Here is a 14,736-nt window from a genome sequence, read left to right as displayed (position 1 = left end):
CGCGCTCACTTGCCCGCGAACCCCGTCGGCGCGGGCGATACCGCCACCGCGCCGCCGGCGCGAAGTTCCTTCACCTCGAGCGCGCGCTCGGCGACGCCGTCGCGGCCGAAGCGGAACGCGCCGTCGATGCCGGCGAAGCCGTCCGCGTCGCGCAGCCGCGGTTCCGGGAAGGTCGTTCCCGGCTTCCAGTCGCGCGCGATCCGCACCACCAGCAGCACCGAATCATAGCCGAGGCTCGACAGGCGGTACGGCGCGGCGTTGAAGCGGGTGCGGTAGTTGCGCGCATATTGGCGATACAGATCGTCGGGCACGCTGGCGAACCATGAGCCGCTCAGCGCCGGCGCACTCGCGCCCTTGTCGGCGTTCCACAATTCGGTGCCGAGGATCTGCGCCGAGGGGCTGTTGCGGCGGAGCAGCGGCACCGCCGCGGTGGCCGAGCCGGCGCTGTCCGCGATCAGGATCGCGTCGAACGGCGCGTCCTTGGCCATGCGCTGCACCGCCGAGCTCAGAGCGCCGGAGCCGCGATCATAGGTCTGGAGCGAGACCACGCGCCCGCCGGCCTGCTCGACCGCGCGCAGGAAGGCGGTGGAGGCGCGGCTGCCGTACAGCGCGTTCGGCACCAGCCCGCCGAAGTTGTTCATGCCGCGCGCGCGCGCGAAGCCGACGACTCGCTCGATCGACTGCGCCGGCGCATAACCCAGCACGTATGTGCCGTTGCCGGCGACGCCGGTGTCGTTGGAGAAGGACAGGACCGGCACCTTGGCGGCGTGCGCGATCGGAGCCACCGCGCGCACGTCCTCGGCCAGCAGCGGCCCGAGGATCAGTTGCGCGCCGTCGGCGATCGCGCGCGAGGCGGCCTGCGCCGCGCCGGTGGCAGTGTCGTAGCTGGTGATTCGCACCTGCGCGTTACGCGTGTCGAGCAGCGCGAGCTGGGTGGCGTTGGCAAGGCTGCGGCCGACGCCGGCATTGCTGCCCGACAGCGGCACCAGCAGCGCGACGCGGTGCCGCTCGGTGTCACGCGGCAGGCCGCTGACCACCTCGGGCGCGGTATCGCGCGGCGGCGGCGCTTGGGTCTGCGCGCGCGGCGCCTCGACGGGAGCGCGCGGCACCACCGTCGAGCAGGCCGCGAGCAGCAGCGCGCCGGTGACCGCGACCAATCGGCCCCATGCGTTGGACCATTGCGGCCGCCCGATCGCCTCTGCCATGACAACTCCCGTGAACTCTCTACCGCCTGGGCTCTACATCGTCGCCACCCCGATCGGCAATCTCGGCGATCTCTCGCCGCGCGCGGCGGAGGTGCTCGCCGCCGCCGACGTCATCGCGGTGGAGGATTCGCGGGTCACCGCCGGGCTGCTCCGCCACATCGGCACCAAGCGGCCGATGACCCCCTACCACGACCACAATGCCGCCGAGGTGCGCCCGCGCCTGATCGAGCGGATGGCGAGCGAGGTGGTCGCACTCGTCTCCGACGCGGGCACGCCGCTGATCTCCGATCCGGGCTATAAGCTGGTGCGCGAGGCGCGCGCGGCCGGGCGCCACGTCGTCACCGTCCCGGGTGCCTGCGCCGCCGTCGCCGCGTTGACGCTGGCCGGGCTGCCGACCGACCGCTTCCTCTTCCTCGGCTTCCTGCCCCCCAAGGAGCAGGCGCGCGCCGAGGCGATCCGCGAGGTCGCCGCGGTGCGCGCCACGCTGGTGCTGTACGAGTCGGGGCCGCGGCTGGGCGCCTGCCTCGCCGCGCTGGCGCAGATGCTGGGCGAGCGCGAGGCGGCGGTGTGCCGCGAGATCACGAAGAAGTTCGAGGAAGCGGTGACCGGCACGCTCGGCGAGCTCGCGACGCGCTACGCCGAGGCGCCGCCGAAGGGCGAGATCGTCGTCGTGGTCGCGCCCCCCGCCCCGCCCGCCCCGGCGAGCGCCGACGACGCCGACGCGGCGCTTACCGAGGCGCTCACCCGCCTGCCCGCGTCGAAGGCGGCGGGCGAGGTGGCTAAGGCGCTCGGGCTCGACCGCCGCGAACTGTACGCGCGCGCGCTGGCGCTCAAGGGGTAGCGGGCGCGCTGGGCTCGTTCTCGCGCGCGATCGCCCCGGCCATTCGACCGCGCTGGGTGTAGGCGAAGGCGTTGGCCCCGCCCGTGTACAGGCCGCGCAGATAGCCTCGGTCGAACGCGGTGAGCTGCGCGGGCGGGGCGGCCTTGCCGCCGAACAGCGCCAGCATCGTATCGAGCCCTCCGCCGGGCAGCTCGCGCGCGCCGGCAAAGAGGCGGAGCGCGGCGTAGTCGGCGAGCTGACGCGAGGTCTTGCCCACAACCGCCTTGCGTTCGACGATCAGCACCGCGGTGACCACGTCCTGCCGCACCGGCTGGACGACCCGCGAGGCGACCGCGACGTGGAAGGTCGGCGGCCCGTCCCCGGGCAGGCTCGTCTCGCCGTCGCGCGTGCGTACCTCCGTGAGCCGCCACGCGAACGCTGGCCCCTCGCTCTTGAGCAGGGCGCGCCGCGCGTTGAAGCCGACGCCCAGCAGCGCGCGATGGTTGGACTTCGCCATCTTCGCCACCTCGGCGTGCGCGTCGTCGACGAACAGCACCATCGTGTTGGGCCGACAGTGATCGCCGGCGAGCGTGATGCCGGCCAGATCGGCGTCATCGAGCATGCGCTGCGCGATCTCACTCGCCACCTTGCTCGACAGCCCCCCGACGGCGACGCAGACGGGATCCTGGAAACGCGCGATCGGCACGTTCTGCGAGACCGGGCCGGTCGCCGCGCGCACCTGATTCCCGATGACCTTGCGGGTGGGCGCAGCGACGATGATGTCGCCGTTGTCGCCGACGCGCTGTTCCGCGGCGGGTACGGGCGCGGACTCGGTGACGCTCGCTGCCGTGCCCTCCGGCGCCGACTGGGCAGTCGCCGCGCTCGGCACCGGGCCGGGAAGCTGCGACGCGGCGATGACCAACGCTGCCAGATTGGGGACGACCATCGCCTACTCTCCCATCGTACCGCCTGCAGTCTAGGCGTACCAACTACTTGTGCCCACGCCCTTTCTCATCCGGATCGAGCGAGGAGTGACGTTCGCAGGGCGGCGGGTGGGACGATCTGTCCCATCGAACCCGCGCGCCGGCGCGCCTACATCGCCGCGCATGGAAACGACGCCTCCCACCCCCGCCCCTGCTACCGTCGCGCCGAGCGGCCGCGACCGCTTCTGGTGGATCATTCGCTCCGGCTGGCGCGGCCGCTGTCCGCGCTGCGGCGAAGGCAAGATGTTCGCCTCCTGGCTCAAGGTGGTGTCGCGCTGTGATCATTGCGGGCTCGACTATCGCTTCGCCGCACCCGACGACGGCCCCGCCTTCTTCTCGCTGTGCATCATCGCGCTGCCGCTGACCGCCTTCGTCGTGTGGCTTCAGGTCGCGTTCGACCCGCCTGCCTGGGTCCATATCGTCACCTCGGTGCCGGTGATGGCGCTCGGCACGCTGCTGCCGCTGCGGCCGATCAAGGGCTGGCTCGTCGCGTCGCAATACGTCAACCGCGCGCAGGAGGCGGGCACGCGCGGTCTCTGGTCCGACCTGCACGGGACCTCCGGCGCGAGCGACTTCGACCAGTGAGCGCACGGCGCGTCACGCTCGCCCTCGCGACGCTGACGCTGCTCGCCGCGTGCGGGGACGGCGACGTGGCGGCCCGGCGCAGGGCGCTGGGCGCGAACCCGACGCTGGCGGCTCGGCTCGCCGTCGCCGACGCGGGCCGCGGCGCGCGGCTGTTCGGCCAGTGCGCCGCCTGCCACACGATCGGCGCGGGCGCGGGCGACCGCAATGGGCCGAACCTGCGCGGGGTGATGGGCGCGCCCGTCGCCGGGGTGAGCCCACGCTTCGGCTACACCGCCGTCCTGCGCGGACACGGAGGCAGGTGGACCGACGCGGCGATGGACGCCTGGCTGGCCGACCCGGCCGCGGTCGCGCCCGGCACCGCGATGCGCTTCCCCGGCGTACGCGACCCGCTCGATCGCGCGGACCTGATCGCCTATCTGCACCGGCAGGGCGACGCGGCTCGCTGAGCCGGGCCAGCGCGTGCTTGCCGCATGATCGCGGCTCGGACAACCTCACGGTCATGCGTCGTCCCCGCTCCCTGCTCGATCGCCGCGACGCCGAGGCGGCGGGGCGCCGCGGCGAGCGGCTCGCCGCCTGGTGGCTGCGGCTGCAGGGCTGGCAGATCCTCGATCGGCGTGTGCGCACCCCCGCGGGCGAGGTCGATCTGGTGGTGCGGCGAGGTGCGCTGGTCGCCTTCGTCGAGGTGAAGGCGCGGCGGACCGCCGCCGGGCTCGACGTCGCGATCGACGAGCGCCGGCTCGCGCGCGTGGCCGCCGCGGCCGAGCTGCTGATGCCCCGCTACACGCTGCCTGGCGACGACATCCGCGTCGACGTGCTGTTGCTCGCGCCCGGTACGCGCCCGCGCCATATCGAAAACGCCTGGATCGGCTAAGCCTCGGCGTCGGCCCGCCCGAGCCGGCGCGACCGTGCGTGACATTGGCTCTGTGCCATCCTACCTGCCGCCGCATCGCTCTGCCGGAAAGGGACAGTCCATGGCGCTCACCGTCGCGGTCCAGATGGACCCGCTTGACCAGATCAACATCGCCGGTGACTCGACCTTCGCGCTGATGCTGTCGGCGCAGCAGCGCGGGCATCGCCTGTTCCACTACACCGCCGACCAGCTCAACTGGTCGGACGGCAGGCTATGGACCAGCGCGCACCCGGTGACGGTGCAGCGCGTGGCGGGCGAACACTTCCGCTTCGGGGAGCCGGTCGCGCTCGACCTCGGCGACCAGGCCGACGTGGTGCTGATGCGCCAGGACCCGCCGTTCGATCTCGGTTATATCACCGCCACCCACCTGCTCGAGCGGGTCGCCGATCGCACTCTTGTGGTCAACGATCCCGCCAGCGTGCGCAACGCACCCGAGAAGGTGTTCGTGCTCGATTATGCGCGCTTCATGCCGCCCACGCTGGTCACCCGCTCGCTCGAGGAAACGCGCGCCTTCCTCCGCCAGCACGGCGCGATCGTGGTCAAGCCGCTCCACGGCAACGGCGGCAAGGCGATCTTCCGCGTCGGTCCGGAGGGCGAGAACCTCTCCGCGCTGATCGAGGTCTTCAACCAGACCTGGCGCGAGCCGCACATGGTCCAGGCTTTTCTCCCCGACGTCGCCAAGGGCGACAAGCGCATCGTGCTGGTCGACGGCGAGGTGGCGGGCGCGATCAACCGTCTGCCCGGCGCGGGCGAGATCCGAAGCAACCTCGCGGTCGGCGGATCGGCCGAGAAGACCGAGCTTACCCCGCGCGAGCGCGAGATCTGCGCCGCGCTCGGGCCGGAGCTGAAGCGGCGCGGGCTGATCTTCGTCGGCATCGACGTGATCGGCGGAGAGTGGCTGACCGAGATCAACGTCACCTCGCCCACCGGCATCGTCGCAATCGAACGTTTCGACGGCGTCGATGTCGCCGGTCTCATCTGGGACGCGATCGAGCGCCGCCACGCGGAACGCGGGCGCTGACCGCACCGTTGGCGTAGGCGTGACCGAGTTCATCGTCAGCTGGATCGTCAAAGGCGGGTATCTCGGGATCTTCCTGCTGATGGCGCTGGAGAATGTCGTCCCGCCCATCCCGTCCGAGGTGATCATGGGTCTGGGCGGGATCGCGGTGGCGCGCGGGCAGATGGAGCCGGTGCCGCTGCTGCTCTGGGGCACCGCCGGCACCACCGCGGGCAACGTCTTCTGGTACGTCATCGGGCGCCGCGTCGGCTACGCCCGCTTCCGCCCCTTCGTCGAGCGCCACGGCCGCTGGCTGACGATGGAGTGGAGCGACGTCGAGCGCGTGCAGCATTTCTTCCATCACCACGGCGGCTGGGTCATCTTCGTGTTCCGCTTCATGCCCACCTTCCGCACGATGATCTCGCTGCCCGCCGGCATGGCGGCGATGCCGCTATGGCGCTTCCTGGTAATGACCTTCCTGGGCAGCATCATCTGGAACGCGGTGCTGGCGGGTGCGGGCTATTATCTGGGCAGCCGCTTCAGCGAGCTCGATCGCTACGTCGGACCGGTCGGGATCGTGCTGACGGTGGTCGCGCTGGGCTACTACGTCTACCGCGTCGTCACCTGGTCACCGCGCGCCGAGTAGCGGACATATTCTCCGCGGCACGAGGAGGAACTAGCCTTACCCCCGCGGGTGCGCTGCGCGATAGACGTCGAGCAGGTGCGCCGCGTCGACCGCGGTATAGACCTGCGTCGAGCTCAGGCTGGCATGGCCGAGCAGTTCCTGCAGCGCGCGCAGGTCGGCGCCGCGGCCGAGCAGATGGGTCGCGAAGCTGTGGCGCAGCGCGTGCGGCGTGGTGCGCTCGCCCAGCCCCAGCCGCGCGCGCGCGCCGCGCACCTTGAGCCGCACCACGCCGGGCGAGAGCGCGCCGCCTTTCACCCCGCGAAACAGCGGTTCGCCCGACGCGAGCGGCCACGGGCATAAAGCGGCATAGCGCTCGATCGCGGCGCGTACCTCGGCGAGCAGCGGCACGACGCGCGTCTTGGCGCGCTTACCGGTGACGCGCAGCGTCTCGCCGAGCGGCAGTACCGCGCCCGGCAGCGTCACCGCCTCCCCGATGCGCAGCCCGGTGCCGTACAGCAGCAGCAACACCGCCCAGTCGCGGGCGGCCACCCACGGTTCGTCGCTGTCCTCCGCCACGTCGGTGGCGAGCGCGACCGCCTCGTGCGGCGCGATCGGCCGCGGGACGCCCTTGCGCACGCGCGGTCCGCGCAGCCGCGGCGCCGCGCCGGTGCCGCCCGCCCAGTCGAGGAAGCCGCGAATAGCCGAGAGCTCGCGTGCCGCCGAGGCGTTGGCCAGGCCGGCGCCGCCGCTTGATCCGGCGCCGCGCCGGTGCGCGAGATAGGCGCGCAGGTCGGCCGCGTCGATCCGCGCCAGCCGTGCGCGATCGGCCTCTTCGCCCCAGTGCGCGGACAGGAAGGTCAGTAGTCGCGACGCGGTGGCGCGATAGGCGCGCACGGTGTGCTCGGAGCGCCGGCGGTCGCGCGCGAGATGGATCGCATAATGGTCGGCGAGCGTCAGCGGCACGTCCAGCATCGCGGTCGAACTTCTCCTTTCGTCGCATTTTGCGTGCTTACGCGCGGGTGGAAAAGGTAAATTAACGAGAGGCAACCATAAGGTCGGCGATGGCACCCTCCTCTTCTCTCATGGCCCCCGCGGTCGAGTCGAGCCGGCTCGCCGCGCTGAACGCACTCGCGCTGCTCGACAGCGAGCCCGAGAAGGAATTCGACGCGCTGGTGGCGCTCGCGGCACAGTTGCTCGGCTGCCCCACCGCGCTGCTCAACCTCGTCGACCGCGACCGGCTGTGGATCAAGGCCAGCGCCCGACCGACCGAGACGCGCGAGCTCCAGCGCGACATCGCCTTCTGCGACCGCACCGTCTCCGAGCGCGACATGGTGGTGATCGAGGACCTCGCCGCCGATCCGCGCTTCGGCACCAGCCCGCTGGTGGTGGAGAACGGCCTGCGCTTCTACGCCGGCGCGCCGGTCAACGTGCTCGGCCAGGACGGCGCGCGGCACACCGTCGGGACGATCTGCGCGGTCGACATCGCACCGCGGACGCTCGACGGGGCGGCGCGCGCCGCGCTGCGCCATCTCGCCGCGCTCGCCGAGGCGCTGCTCGAGGCGCGCCGCACCGCTCTGAAGGCGATCCATATCGCCACCACCGGCGAGCTGCTGGTCACGAGGCTCGCGCGACAGGATCATATCTTCCGCCAGGCCGAGCAGATCGCGATGATCGGCTCGTGGCGGCTGTCGATCGCGGACCAGTCGCTGGAATGGTCGGACAACGTCTACCGCATCCACGGCCTGCCGCTGGGAGAGAAGCCCGATCTATCGCGCGCGCTCACCTTCTACCCTGCCGCCGTGCGTGAGGGCGTCGCCGCCACGATCGAGGCTGCGATCCGTGAGGGCCGGCCCTTCGATTTCGAGAGCGACTTCGTCACCGCCGACGGCCGCACGCTACGGGTGCGCTCGATGGGCGATCCCGAGATCGTCGACGGCCGGGTCGTCGGCATGGTCGGCGTGTTCCAGGACATCACCGAGCGCCACGCGCTCGAAGTGCAGTTGCGCCATGCGGCCGATACCGACGTGCTCACCGGCCTGGCCAACCGCGCCGCTTTCGACCGCGCGCTCGACTATGCGATGGCGCGCGCGCGGCGCGACCGCTCGCCCCTTCACCTCGTGCTGATCGACCTCGACGGCTTCAAGGCGATCAACGACACGCTGGGCCACGGTGCCGGCGACGACGTGCTGAGGCTGACCGGCGCGGCGCTGTCCGAGCCGTGGCTGAGCGGCGCCCTCGCGGCGCGGATTGGCGGCGACGAGTTCGCGCTGATCGTCGAGGACCCGGCGCTGATCGCCGACCTCGATTCGCTGCGCGAAGGGATCGAGGCGGCGCTGCGGGTCGCGGTCGAGGTCAATGGCGTGACGATGACGAGCGCGGGTTCCGTCGGCATCGCCGCCTTCGACGACGACTGCCACTCGCTGCGCGACCTGGCCCGCCGCGCCGACGTGCTGCTGTACCAGGCCAAGCGCGCGCGGGTCGGCCAGCGCCGCTTCGCGCCGCCGCGCCGGGTGGCGTAGCGGCGCTCGCGACGGCGATCAGCCGCTGCGGGCCACCTGGAAACCGGCGAAGGACTGGCTCACCGGCATGAGCTCGAGCCGGTTGACGTTGAGATGCGGCGGCAGCGTCGCGATCCACAGCACCGTCGCGGCGATGTCCTCGGCGGTCATCGGCTCGGCGCCGGCGTAGAGCGTGTCGGAAGCGGCCTGGTTACCCCCGGTGCGCACGAGAGTGAACTCGGTCTCGACCATGCCGGGATCGATCGCGCTGACCCGAACGCCGGTACCGTGCAGGTCCGACCGCAGCATCAGTGTGAGCTGCTGCACGAAGGCCTTGGTGCCGCCGTACACGTTGCCGCCCGGATAGGGGTAGCTTCCTGCGACGGAGCCGAGATTGATGATCGCGCCCTTGCGCTCGATCAGGCCCGGCAACAGCCGGTGCGTGATTGCCACCAGCGCGGTGACGTTGGTGTCGATCATCGTCTTCCACTGCGCCAGATCGGCGTGCTGCGCGGGGCCGGTTCCCAGTGCGAGCCCGGCATTGTTGACGAGCAGGTCGATGCCGCGGAAGCGCTCGGGCAGCGCGTCCAGCGCCGAAGCGACCGCGCCCTCGTCGCGCACGTCGAACACCGTGGGGAGCAGCACGTCGCCGAGCTCGGCCCGAAGCGCGTCGAGCCGGTCGCCGCGGCGCCCGGTCGCGATCACCTGCCAGCCCGCGCCCACCAGTGCGCGCGCGGTGGCGGCGCCGATACCCGAGGTAGCCCCCGTCACGATCGCGGTCTTCCCTGTCATTCCGATCTCCTATGGCGGTCGAGCGCGACGAATGCCCTTCGCGCAGATAGTCCTATCGCTCGGACGGTCCAGGGGCGGTAGGACCGTCGCCTCACGCGCTCTGTCCCGGCCCGCCTCCTAACGCGACGCGACTCACGACGGCACCTCAGTCGTCGCTCGTGACGCGCGCGTCACCGTCGCTGTCACGCATCGCCCAGGGCTTGAGCCGCCGCGCCAGGGCGGGGCGGACCAGCCACGTCATCAGCGCGACGAGGAAGCAGGATTGTAGCAGCGCGCGCAGGTACCAGGGCGGCTGCAGCGGCAGCAGCTGGATCAAGCCGTTGAACAGCAGAACCAGCGGCAGCACGCCGAGCCAGCTCATCAGGAAGAGCTTCCACTTGGGCCCGTCGCCGTCGCTCGGCAGCCGTGCCACAGCGGGAGCGCCTGCCACCTCCTGGATACGCGGCGTGGAGAAGCGGTCACCCTCGCGCATCAGCCGCGCATAGTCACTCGAGCGCCGCCAAGCCTCCAGCGACTCATGCGAGGTGAACCGCTGGAGCGTGTGGAAGAGCCCGCCGGTCTGCTCCAGTCGCAGTCCACCACGATGCCCCCGTGCCGCCGCGGCGCTGCGATCGACCCGCTCGGACCAGGCGCGAAAATCGTCCTCCGCTCCCTTGGCGAGCACGCGCGTGACGATCAGCGCGACACCGGTTTCCGCTCCCCCTTCGTGATCGTCGCGCGCCATGCTGGCCTAAGCTCCGCCCGCGGGCGGCGGTTCCACCCGTCGCACACCGCTCTTCCCGCCGACTCCGCCCTGCCCCATATGGCGCGCATGTCCTCCCGCGCGCGCGTCCTCGTCCTCAACTCCGCGCTCGGTCCGCTCGACTATCGCGTGCCGCGCGAGCTGGCGGTCGAGCCGGGCTCGATCGTGGTCGCGCCGCTCGGGCCGCGCCAGCTGCTCGGCGTGGTGTGGGAGCCCGAGCGGATGCCGTCCGACGCCGAGGTCGGCGACAATCGCCTGCGCAACCTGCTCGCGGTGGCGGACGTGCCGCCGCTGCGCGCGCCGCTGCGCCGGCTGATCGAGTGGACCGCGGACTATTATCTCGCGCCACCGGCGGCGGTGGCGCGGATGACGCTGTCGTCGAGCGCGGCGCTGGACGGCGCGCGCTCCGCGGTCGAATATCGCGCCACCGGCGCGGTGCCCGACCGGCTCACCCCGCAGCGCGCACAGGCGCTGGAGCGGATCGGCGAGCGCCAGGGATTGATCCGCGAGCTGGCGACGATCGCCGAGGTGAGCGACGCGGTGATCCGCGGGCTGGTCAAGAGCGGCGCGATCGAGCCGATCGAGGTCGGGATCGACAGCCCCTACCCTGTCCCCGACGCCGACCACGCACCGCCCGCACTCTCGCCGGAGCAGAGCGAGGCGGCGGGGACCTTGGTCGGCGCGGTCGCGGCCGCCGCGTTCCAGCCGATCCTGCTCGACGGCGTCACCGGGTCGGGCAAGACCGAGGTCTATTTCGAGGCGGTCGCGGCGGCGCTGCGCGTGGGCCGGCAAGTGCTGGTGCTGCTCCCCGAGATTGCCCTTACCGAGCCCTTCCTCAAGCGCTTCCACGACCGCTTCGGCTGCGAGCCGGTGGCGTGGCACTCGGGGCTGCGCGCGACCCAGCGGCGGCGCGCCTGGCGCGCGGTGGCGAGCGGCGAGGCCAAGGTGACGGTGGGGGCGCGCTCGGCCCTGTTCCTACCCTATGCCGAGCTCGGGCTGATCGTGGTCGACGAGGCGCACGAGACCAGCTTCAAGCAGGAGGACGGCGTCCATTACCACGCGCGCGACGTGGCGGTGATGCGCGGGCTGTTCGAACGCTGTCCGGTGATCCTCGCCTCCGCCACGCCCGCGATCGAGACGCGCCATCAGGTCGCGCTCGGCACCTATGCCGAAGTCAAGCTGCCGGGCCGCTACGGCGTCGCCGAGATGCCCGCGATCGACGCGATCGACCTGATCGAGGAGCCGCCCGAGCGCGGCCGCTGGCTCAGCCCGCGGCTGGTGGAGGCGCTCCGAGACACGCTCGCACGCGGCGAACAGTCGCTGCTGTTCCTCAACCGGCGCGGCTACGCGCCGCTGACCTTGTGCCGCACCTGCGGGCACCGCTTCCAATGCCCGAACTGCACCGCCTGGATGGTCGAGCACCGGCTGACGCGCCGGCTCGCCTGTCACCATTGCGGTCATGTCGAGCCGGTGCCGCGGCTCTGCCCCGAGTGCGGCAACGAGGACACGTTGGTCGCCTGCGGCCCCGGGGTAGAGCGGATCGCGGACGAGGTCGCGGCGCTGTTCCCCGAGGCGCGCGCCGCGGTGGTGACGTCGGACACGATCTGGTCACCCGCCAAGGCCGCCGAGTTCGTCGCGCGGATGGAGGAAGGCGCGATCGACATCGTCGTCGGCACACAGCTGGTGACCAAGGGCTATCATTTCCCCAACCTGACGTTGGTCGGGGTGGTCGACGCCGACCTCGGGCTCGACGGCGGCGACCTGCGCGCGGCCGAACGCACCTTCCAGCAGATCCGCCAGGTCTCCGGACGCGCCGGTCGCGGTGCCAAGAAGGGGCAGGTGTTCATCCAGACGCACAGCCCCAAGGCGCAGGTGATGCAGGCACTTGTGACGGGCGACGCCGACGCCTTCTACGCCGCCGAGACCGAGGCGCGGCAGGACGCGGGGGCGCCGCCGTACGGCCGCTATGCCGCGATCATCGTGTCGAGCGAGGAACAGGCCGCCGCGCATGAGGTGGCGCGGCTGATCGGGCGGCACGCGCCCGAGGTGGAGGGGATGGCGGTGTACGGCCCCGCCCCGGCGCCGCTGGCGATGCTGCGCGGGCGCCACCGCTTCCGCCTGCTGGTCCATGCGCGGCGCGCGCTCGACGTGCAGGACGTGATCCGCGACTGGCTCGGCGCGCTCGACTGGCCGGTGAAGGTGCGGGTCGCGGTCGATGTCGACCCGTACAGCTTCCTCTGATGCGCGAGCTCGAGCGGCCTCAGCCGGCGTGTTCGGCCAGCACTGTCAGCCCCTTGGCGTTGACCTCGGCGAAGCCGCCGCGGATCGCGATCGACTCGGGCGCGGCGCCGGGCGCCTTCTGCACCAGCACCTCGCCGTCGCGGATCGTCGACATGAAGGGCGCGTGCCCCTCGAGCACGGCGAAGTCGCCGTCGGTGCCGGGCACCGTGACCATATGCACCTCGTCGGAGCGGACGAGGCGTTCGGGAGTGACGAGTTCGAAGTGCAGCATGGGTCCGATATCCTGAACGGCGTGGAAGGATTGAGGCCGAGGCGTGCGCGCGACATCGCACGGGCGCCGACGCGGGACTAGTCGATCACAGCTTCAGTACCGCGATCAGCACGCCGGTGGCGGTGAAGATCGCGCCGACGAGCCAGGTCAGCAGCTGCGTCTTCGCCGCTTCGATCCGGGCAGACATACGCTCCTCGACCAGACGGAGATCGGTGGCGAACTGAGCGAAGCGGGCGTCGACCTTGACGTCTGCCTCTTCGAGTCGCGCCTCGATCTGATCGAAGCGAGCATCGACCTGAACGAACCGCGCGTCGACCCTGGCCGCCTTTCGATCGAACCGGGCGTCGATCCTGGCGGCCTCCTGCTCGAATCGCGCGTCGATCCGCTCACCCAGACGATCCAGATCACTCTTCGTCGCCGCGCCCTCGCTCGTCGCACGGCCAATCGCGGCGGCGATGGCCTCGGCCTGGTCCTGCGGCAGCGCCGCCGCGCGCAGATCCTTCGCGATCGAGAGCGTGTCGATGCCCATACCACCCTAGAGTAGCCGGGCACCGACCCCGAGTCGATCAGGCGTCCTGCGCCAGCTTCTCCGCTTTGGCGACCGCCTCGTCGATGCCGCCCACCATGTAGAAGGCGGCCTCGGGCAAGTGGTCATACTCGCCGTTAACGACCGCCTTGAACGAGCGGATCGTGTCGTCCAGCTGGACGAACTTGCCCGGGATGTTGGTGAACACCTCGGCGACGTGGAACGGCTGCGACAGGAAGCGCTGGATCTTGCGCGCGCGGCTGACCGTCAGCTTGTCCTCCTCGGACAGCTCGTCCATCCCGAGGATGGCGATGATGTCCTGCAACGACTTGTACTTCTGCAGGATCGACTGGACCGCGCGTGCGGTCTCGTAGTGATCCTGGCCGACGGTACGCGGCTCCAGCACGCGGCTGGTCGAGTCGAGCGGGTCCACCGCCGGGTAGATGCCCAGCTCCGAGATCGCGCGGCTCAGCACGGTGGTGGCGTCGAGGTGCGCGAACGAGGTCGCCGGCGCCGGGTCGGTGAGGTCGTCCGCGGGGACGTACACCGCCTGCACCGAGGTGATCGAGCCCTTGTTGGTCGAGGTTATGCGCTCCTGCAGCGCGCCCATATCGGTCGACAGCGTCGGCTGATAGCCCACCGCCGAGGGGATGCGGCCGAGCAACGCCGACACTTCAGCGCCCGCCTGGGTGAAGCGGAAGATGTTGTCGACGAAGAACAGCACGTCCTGCCCTTCCTGGTCACGGAAATATTCCGCGATGGCGAGCCCCGACAGCGCGACGCGCGCGCGCGCGCCCGGCGGCTCGTTCATCTGGCCGTAGACCAGCGCGACTTTCGAGCCCTCGCTGATCGCATTGCCCTCGGCGTCCTTGGCGATCACGCCCGCGTCGAGGAATTCGTGGTACAGGTCGTTGCCCTCGCGGGTGCGCTCGCCGACGCCCGCGAACACCGAGGTGCCGCCATGGCCCTTGGCGATGTTGTTGATCAGCTCCTGGATCAGCACGGTCTTGCCGACGCCGGCGCCGCCGAACAGGCCAATCTTGCCGCCCTTGGCGTAGGGCGCGAGCAGGTCGATCACCTTGATGCCGGTGACAAGGATCGCGCTCTCGGTCGACTGGTCGACGAACTCGGGGGCCTTGGCGTGGATCGGCGCGCGCAGCTCGGTCTGCACCGGGCCGCGCTCGTCGATCGGCTCGCCGACCACGTTCATGATGCGGCCGAGCGTCGCCGGGCCGACCGGCACCTGGATCTGGCTGCCGGTGTCGGTCACAGTCTGGCCGCGGGTCAGCCCCTCGGTCGAGTCCATCGCGATCGTGCGAACGGTGTTCTCGCCGAGATGCTGCGCGACCTCGAGCACCAGCCGCTGGCCGTTGTTGCTCGTCTCCAGCGCCGACAGGATCGCGGGCAGGTTGTTGTCGAAATGGACGTCGACCACCGCGCCGATCACCTGGCTGACGCGGCCGACGTTGTTGCTGCCCGATCCGGTGCTCCCGCTGGTCGGGCGAATGTCTTCGGCGAGGGTTGCCATCACATCTTTCCTT

16 protein-coding genes are annotated in these 14,736 nt (G+C 71.2%); 8 read left to right on the top strand and 8 right to left on the bottom strand.

Annotated elements, in window-relative coordinates; all coding sequences use genetic code 11:
- Positions 1–5 precede the first annotated feature (5 nt).
- Positions 6–1,205 carry a penicillin-binding protein activator gene (locus KZ820_RS18925; RefSeq protein WP_219750422.1) on the bottom strand — a complete coding sequence of 400 codons (1,200 nt, stop codon included), beginning with the start codon at positions 1,203–1,205 and terminating at the stop codon, positions 6–8.
- Between KZ820_RS18925 and rsmI the strand changes: the two genes are divergently transcribed.
- Positions 1,204–2,046, top strand: coding sequence for a 16S rRNA (cytidine(1402)-2'-O)-methyltransferase (gene rsmI / locus KZ820_RS18920; RefSeq protein ID WP_219750421.1), 843 nt, complete (start codon positions 1,204–1,206; stop codon positions 2,044–2,046). The genes KZ820_RS18925 and rsmI overlap by 2 nt on opposite strands.
- Here rsmI and KZ820_RS18915 read toward each other — a convergent pair.
- A complete protein-coding gene (locus KZ820_RS18915; RefSeq protein ID WP_219750420.1) occupies positions 2,036–2,971 on the bottom strand; it encodes a hypothetical protein in 936 nt (311 codons plus the stop codon). The two genes, rsmI and KZ820_RS18915, sit on opposite strands and share 11 nt — an antisense overlap.
- A gap of 160 nt (positions 2,972–3,131) precedes the next feature.
- On the opposite strand from KZ820_RS18915, the gene KZ820_RS18910 reads away from it, so the two are divergent.
- The 5 genes from KZ820_RS18910 (at position 3,132) to KZ820_RS18890 (ending at position 6,146) form a co-directional block, all read left to right on the top strand.
- Positions 3,132–3,593 (top strand): DUF983 domain-containing protein, encoded by a 462-nt coding sequence (locus tag KZ820_RS18910; RefSeq protein WP_219750419.1) that lies wholly within the window; start codon positions 3,132–3,134, stop codon positions 3,591–3,593.
- Positions 3,590–4,039, top strand: coding sequence for a c-type cytochrome (locus tag KZ820_RS18905; RefSeq protein ID WP_219750418.1), 450 nt, complete (start codon positions 3,590–3,592; stop codon positions 4,037–4,039). Before KZ820_RS18910 ends, KZ820_RS18905 begins: the two co-directional genes overlap by 4 nt.
- 53 nt (positions 4,040–4,092) lie before the next feature.
- On the top strand, positions 4,093–4,464 hold the full coding sequence (locus KZ820_RS18900; protein WP_219750417.1) for a YraN family protein: 372 nt from the start codon (positions 4,093–4,095) through the stop codon (positions 4,462–4,464).
- Between the two features lie 100 nt (positions 4,465–4,564).
- On the top strand, positions 4,565–5,524 hold the full coding sequence (gshB, locus tag KZ820_RS18895; protein ID WP_219750416.1) for a glutathione synthase: 960 nt from the start codon (positions 4,565–4,567) through the stop codon (positions 5,522–5,524).
- A 19-nt stretch (positions 5,525–5,543) separates the two neighbouring features.
- Complete coding sequence (locus tag KZ820_RS18890; RefSeq protein WP_219750415.1) at positions 5,544–6,146, top strand: DedA family protein; 603 nt, start codon at positions 5,544–5,546, stop codon at positions 6,144–6,146.
- 36 nt (positions 6,147–6,182) lie between these two features.
- Here KZ820_RS18890 and KZ820_RS18885 read toward each other — a convergent pair whose 3' ends face one another.
- Positions 6,183–7,097, bottom strand: a complete 915-nt coding sequence (locus KZ820_RS18885) for a tyrosine recombinase XerC (protein WP_219750414.1) — start codon at positions 7,095–7,097, stop codon at positions 6,183–6,185.
- Between the two features lie 110 nt (positions 7,098–7,207).
- Here KZ820_RS18885 and KZ820_RS18880 point away from each other — a divergent pair, with 110 nt between their 5' ends.
- Positions 7,208–8,644 carry a diguanylate cyclase domain-containing protein gene (locus tag KZ820_RS18880; RefSeq protein WP_258048349.1) on the top strand — a complete coding sequence of 479 codons (1,437 nt, stop codon included), beginning with the start codon at positions 7,208–7,210 and terminating at the stop codon, positions 8,642–8,644.
- 18 nt (positions 8,645–8,662) lie between these two features.
- On the opposite strand, the gene KZ820_RS18875 is transcribed toward KZ820_RS18880, so the two are convergent.
- A complete protein-coding gene (locus KZ820_RS18875; protein ID WP_219750412.1) occupies positions 8,663–9,415 on the bottom strand; it encodes an SDR family NAD(P)-dependent oxidoreductase in 753 nt (250 codons plus the stop codon).
- Between the two features lie 145 nt (positions 9,416–9,560).
- Complete coding sequence (locus KZ820_RS18870) at positions 9,561–10,139, bottom strand: putative antibiotic biosynthesis monooxygenase (RefSeq protein WP_219750411.1); 579 nt, start codon at positions 10,137–10,139, stop codon at positions 9,561–9,563.
- 87 nt (positions 10,140–10,226) lie between these two features.
- Here KZ820_RS18870 and KZ820_RS18865 point away from each other — a divergent pair, with 87 nt between their 5' ends.
- On the top strand, positions 10,227–12,398 hold the full coding sequence (locus KZ820_RS18865) for a primosomal protein N' (RefSeq protein WP_219750410.1): 2,172 nt from the start codon (positions 10,227–10,229) through the stop codon (positions 12,396–12,398).
- A 19-nt stretch (positions 12,399–12,417) separates the two neighbouring features.
- Here KZ820_RS18865 and KZ820_RS18860 read toward each other — a convergent pair whose 3' ends face one another.
- From KZ820_RS18860 to atpD, 3 genes are all read right to left on the bottom strand, one after another.
- On the bottom strand, positions 12,418–12,669 hold the full coding sequence (locus KZ820_RS18860) for an ATP synthase F1 subunit epsilon (RefSeq protein WP_219750409.1): 252 nt from the start codon (positions 12,667–12,669) through the stop codon (positions 12,418–12,420).
- 85 nt (positions 12,670–12,754) lie between these two features.
- Complete coding sequence (locus tag KZ820_RS18855) at positions 12,755–13,198, bottom strand: CCDC90 family protein (protein ID WP_219750408.1); 444 nt, start codon at positions 13,196–13,198, stop codon at positions 12,755–12,757.
- 37 nt (positions 13,199–13,235) lie between these two features.
- On the bottom strand, positions 13,236–14,723 hold the full coding sequence (atpD, locus tag KZ820_RS18850) for a F0F1 ATP synthase subunit beta (RefSeq protein WP_132911055.1): 1,488 nt from the start codon (positions 14,721–14,723) through the stop codon (positions 13,236–13,238).
- Positions 14,724–14,736: the final 13 nt, after the last annotated feature.

Origin of the sequence: Sphingomonas citri, assembly GCF_019429485.1 — a bacterium.
In the GTDB taxonomy this organism is placed as follows: domain Bacteria; phylum Pseudomonadota; class Alphaproteobacteria; order Sphingomonadales; family Sphingomonadaceae; genus Sphingomonas; species Sphingomonas citri.
Note: the sequence above shows the minus strand (reverse complement) of the source record. Positions and strands in the feature narration are given on the sequence as shown.

Excerpts from the sequence above, each read along its gene's own strand:
- KZ820_RS18915 (WP_219750420.1), bottom strand. The coding sequence starts at position 2,971 with ATGGTCGTCCCCAATCTGGCAGCGTTGGTCATCGCCGCGTCGCAGCTT.
- KZ820_RS18910 (WP_219750419.1), top strand. The coding sequence starts at position 3,132 with ATGGAAACGACGCCTCCCACCCCCGCCCCTGCTACCGTCGCGCCGAGC.
- atpD (WP_132911055.1), bottom strand. The coding sequence starts at position 14,723 with ATGGCAACCCTCGCCGAAGACATTCGCCCGACCAGCGGGAGCACCGGA.
- KZ820_RS18875 (WP_219750412.1), bottom strand. The coding sequence starts at position 9,415 with ATGACAGGGAAGACCGCGATCGTGACGGGGGCTACCTCGGGTATCGGC.
- gshB (WP_219750416.1), top strand. The coding sequence starts at position 4,565 with ATGGCGCTCACCGTCGCGGTCCAGATGGACCCGCTTGACCAGATCAAC.
- KZ820_RS18900 (WP_219750417.1), top strand. The coding sequence starts at position 4,093 with ATGCGTCGTCCCCGCTCCCTGCTCGATCGCCGCGACGCCGAGGCGGCG.
- rsmI (WP_219750421.1), top strand. The coding sequence starts at position 1,204 with ATGACAACTCCCGTGAACTCTCTACCGCCTGGGCTCTACATCGTCGCC.
- KZ820_RS18860 (WP_219750409.1), bottom strand. The coding sequence starts at position 12,669 with ATGCTGCACTTCGAACTCGTCACTCCCGAACGCCTCGTCCGCTCCGAC.
- KZ820_RS18855 (WP_219750408.1), bottom strand. The coding sequence starts at position 13,198 with ATGGGCATCGACACGCTCTCGATCGCGAAGGATCTGCGCGCGGCGGCG.
- KZ820_RS18865 (WP_219750410.1), top strand. The coding sequence starts at position 10,227 with ATGTCCTCCCGCGCGCGCGTCCTCGTCCTCAACTCCGCGCTCGGTCCG.
- KZ820_RS18925 (WP_219750422.1), bottom strand. The coding sequence starts at position 1,205 with ATGGCAGAGGCGATCGGGCGGCCGCAATGGTCCAACGCATGGGGCCGA.
- KZ820_RS18885 (WP_219750414.1), bottom strand. The coding sequence starts at position 7,097 with ATGCTGGACGTGCCGCTGACGCTCGCCGACCATTATGCGATCCATCTC.
- KZ820_RS18870 (WP_219750411.1), bottom strand. The coding sequence starts at position 10,139 with ATGGCGCGCGACGATCACGAAGGGGGAGCGGAAACCGGTGTCGCGCTG.
- KZ820_RS18880 (WP_258048349.1), top strand. The coding sequence starts at position 7,208 with ATGGCCCCCGCGGTCGAGTCGAGCCGGCTCGCCGCGCTGAACGCACTC.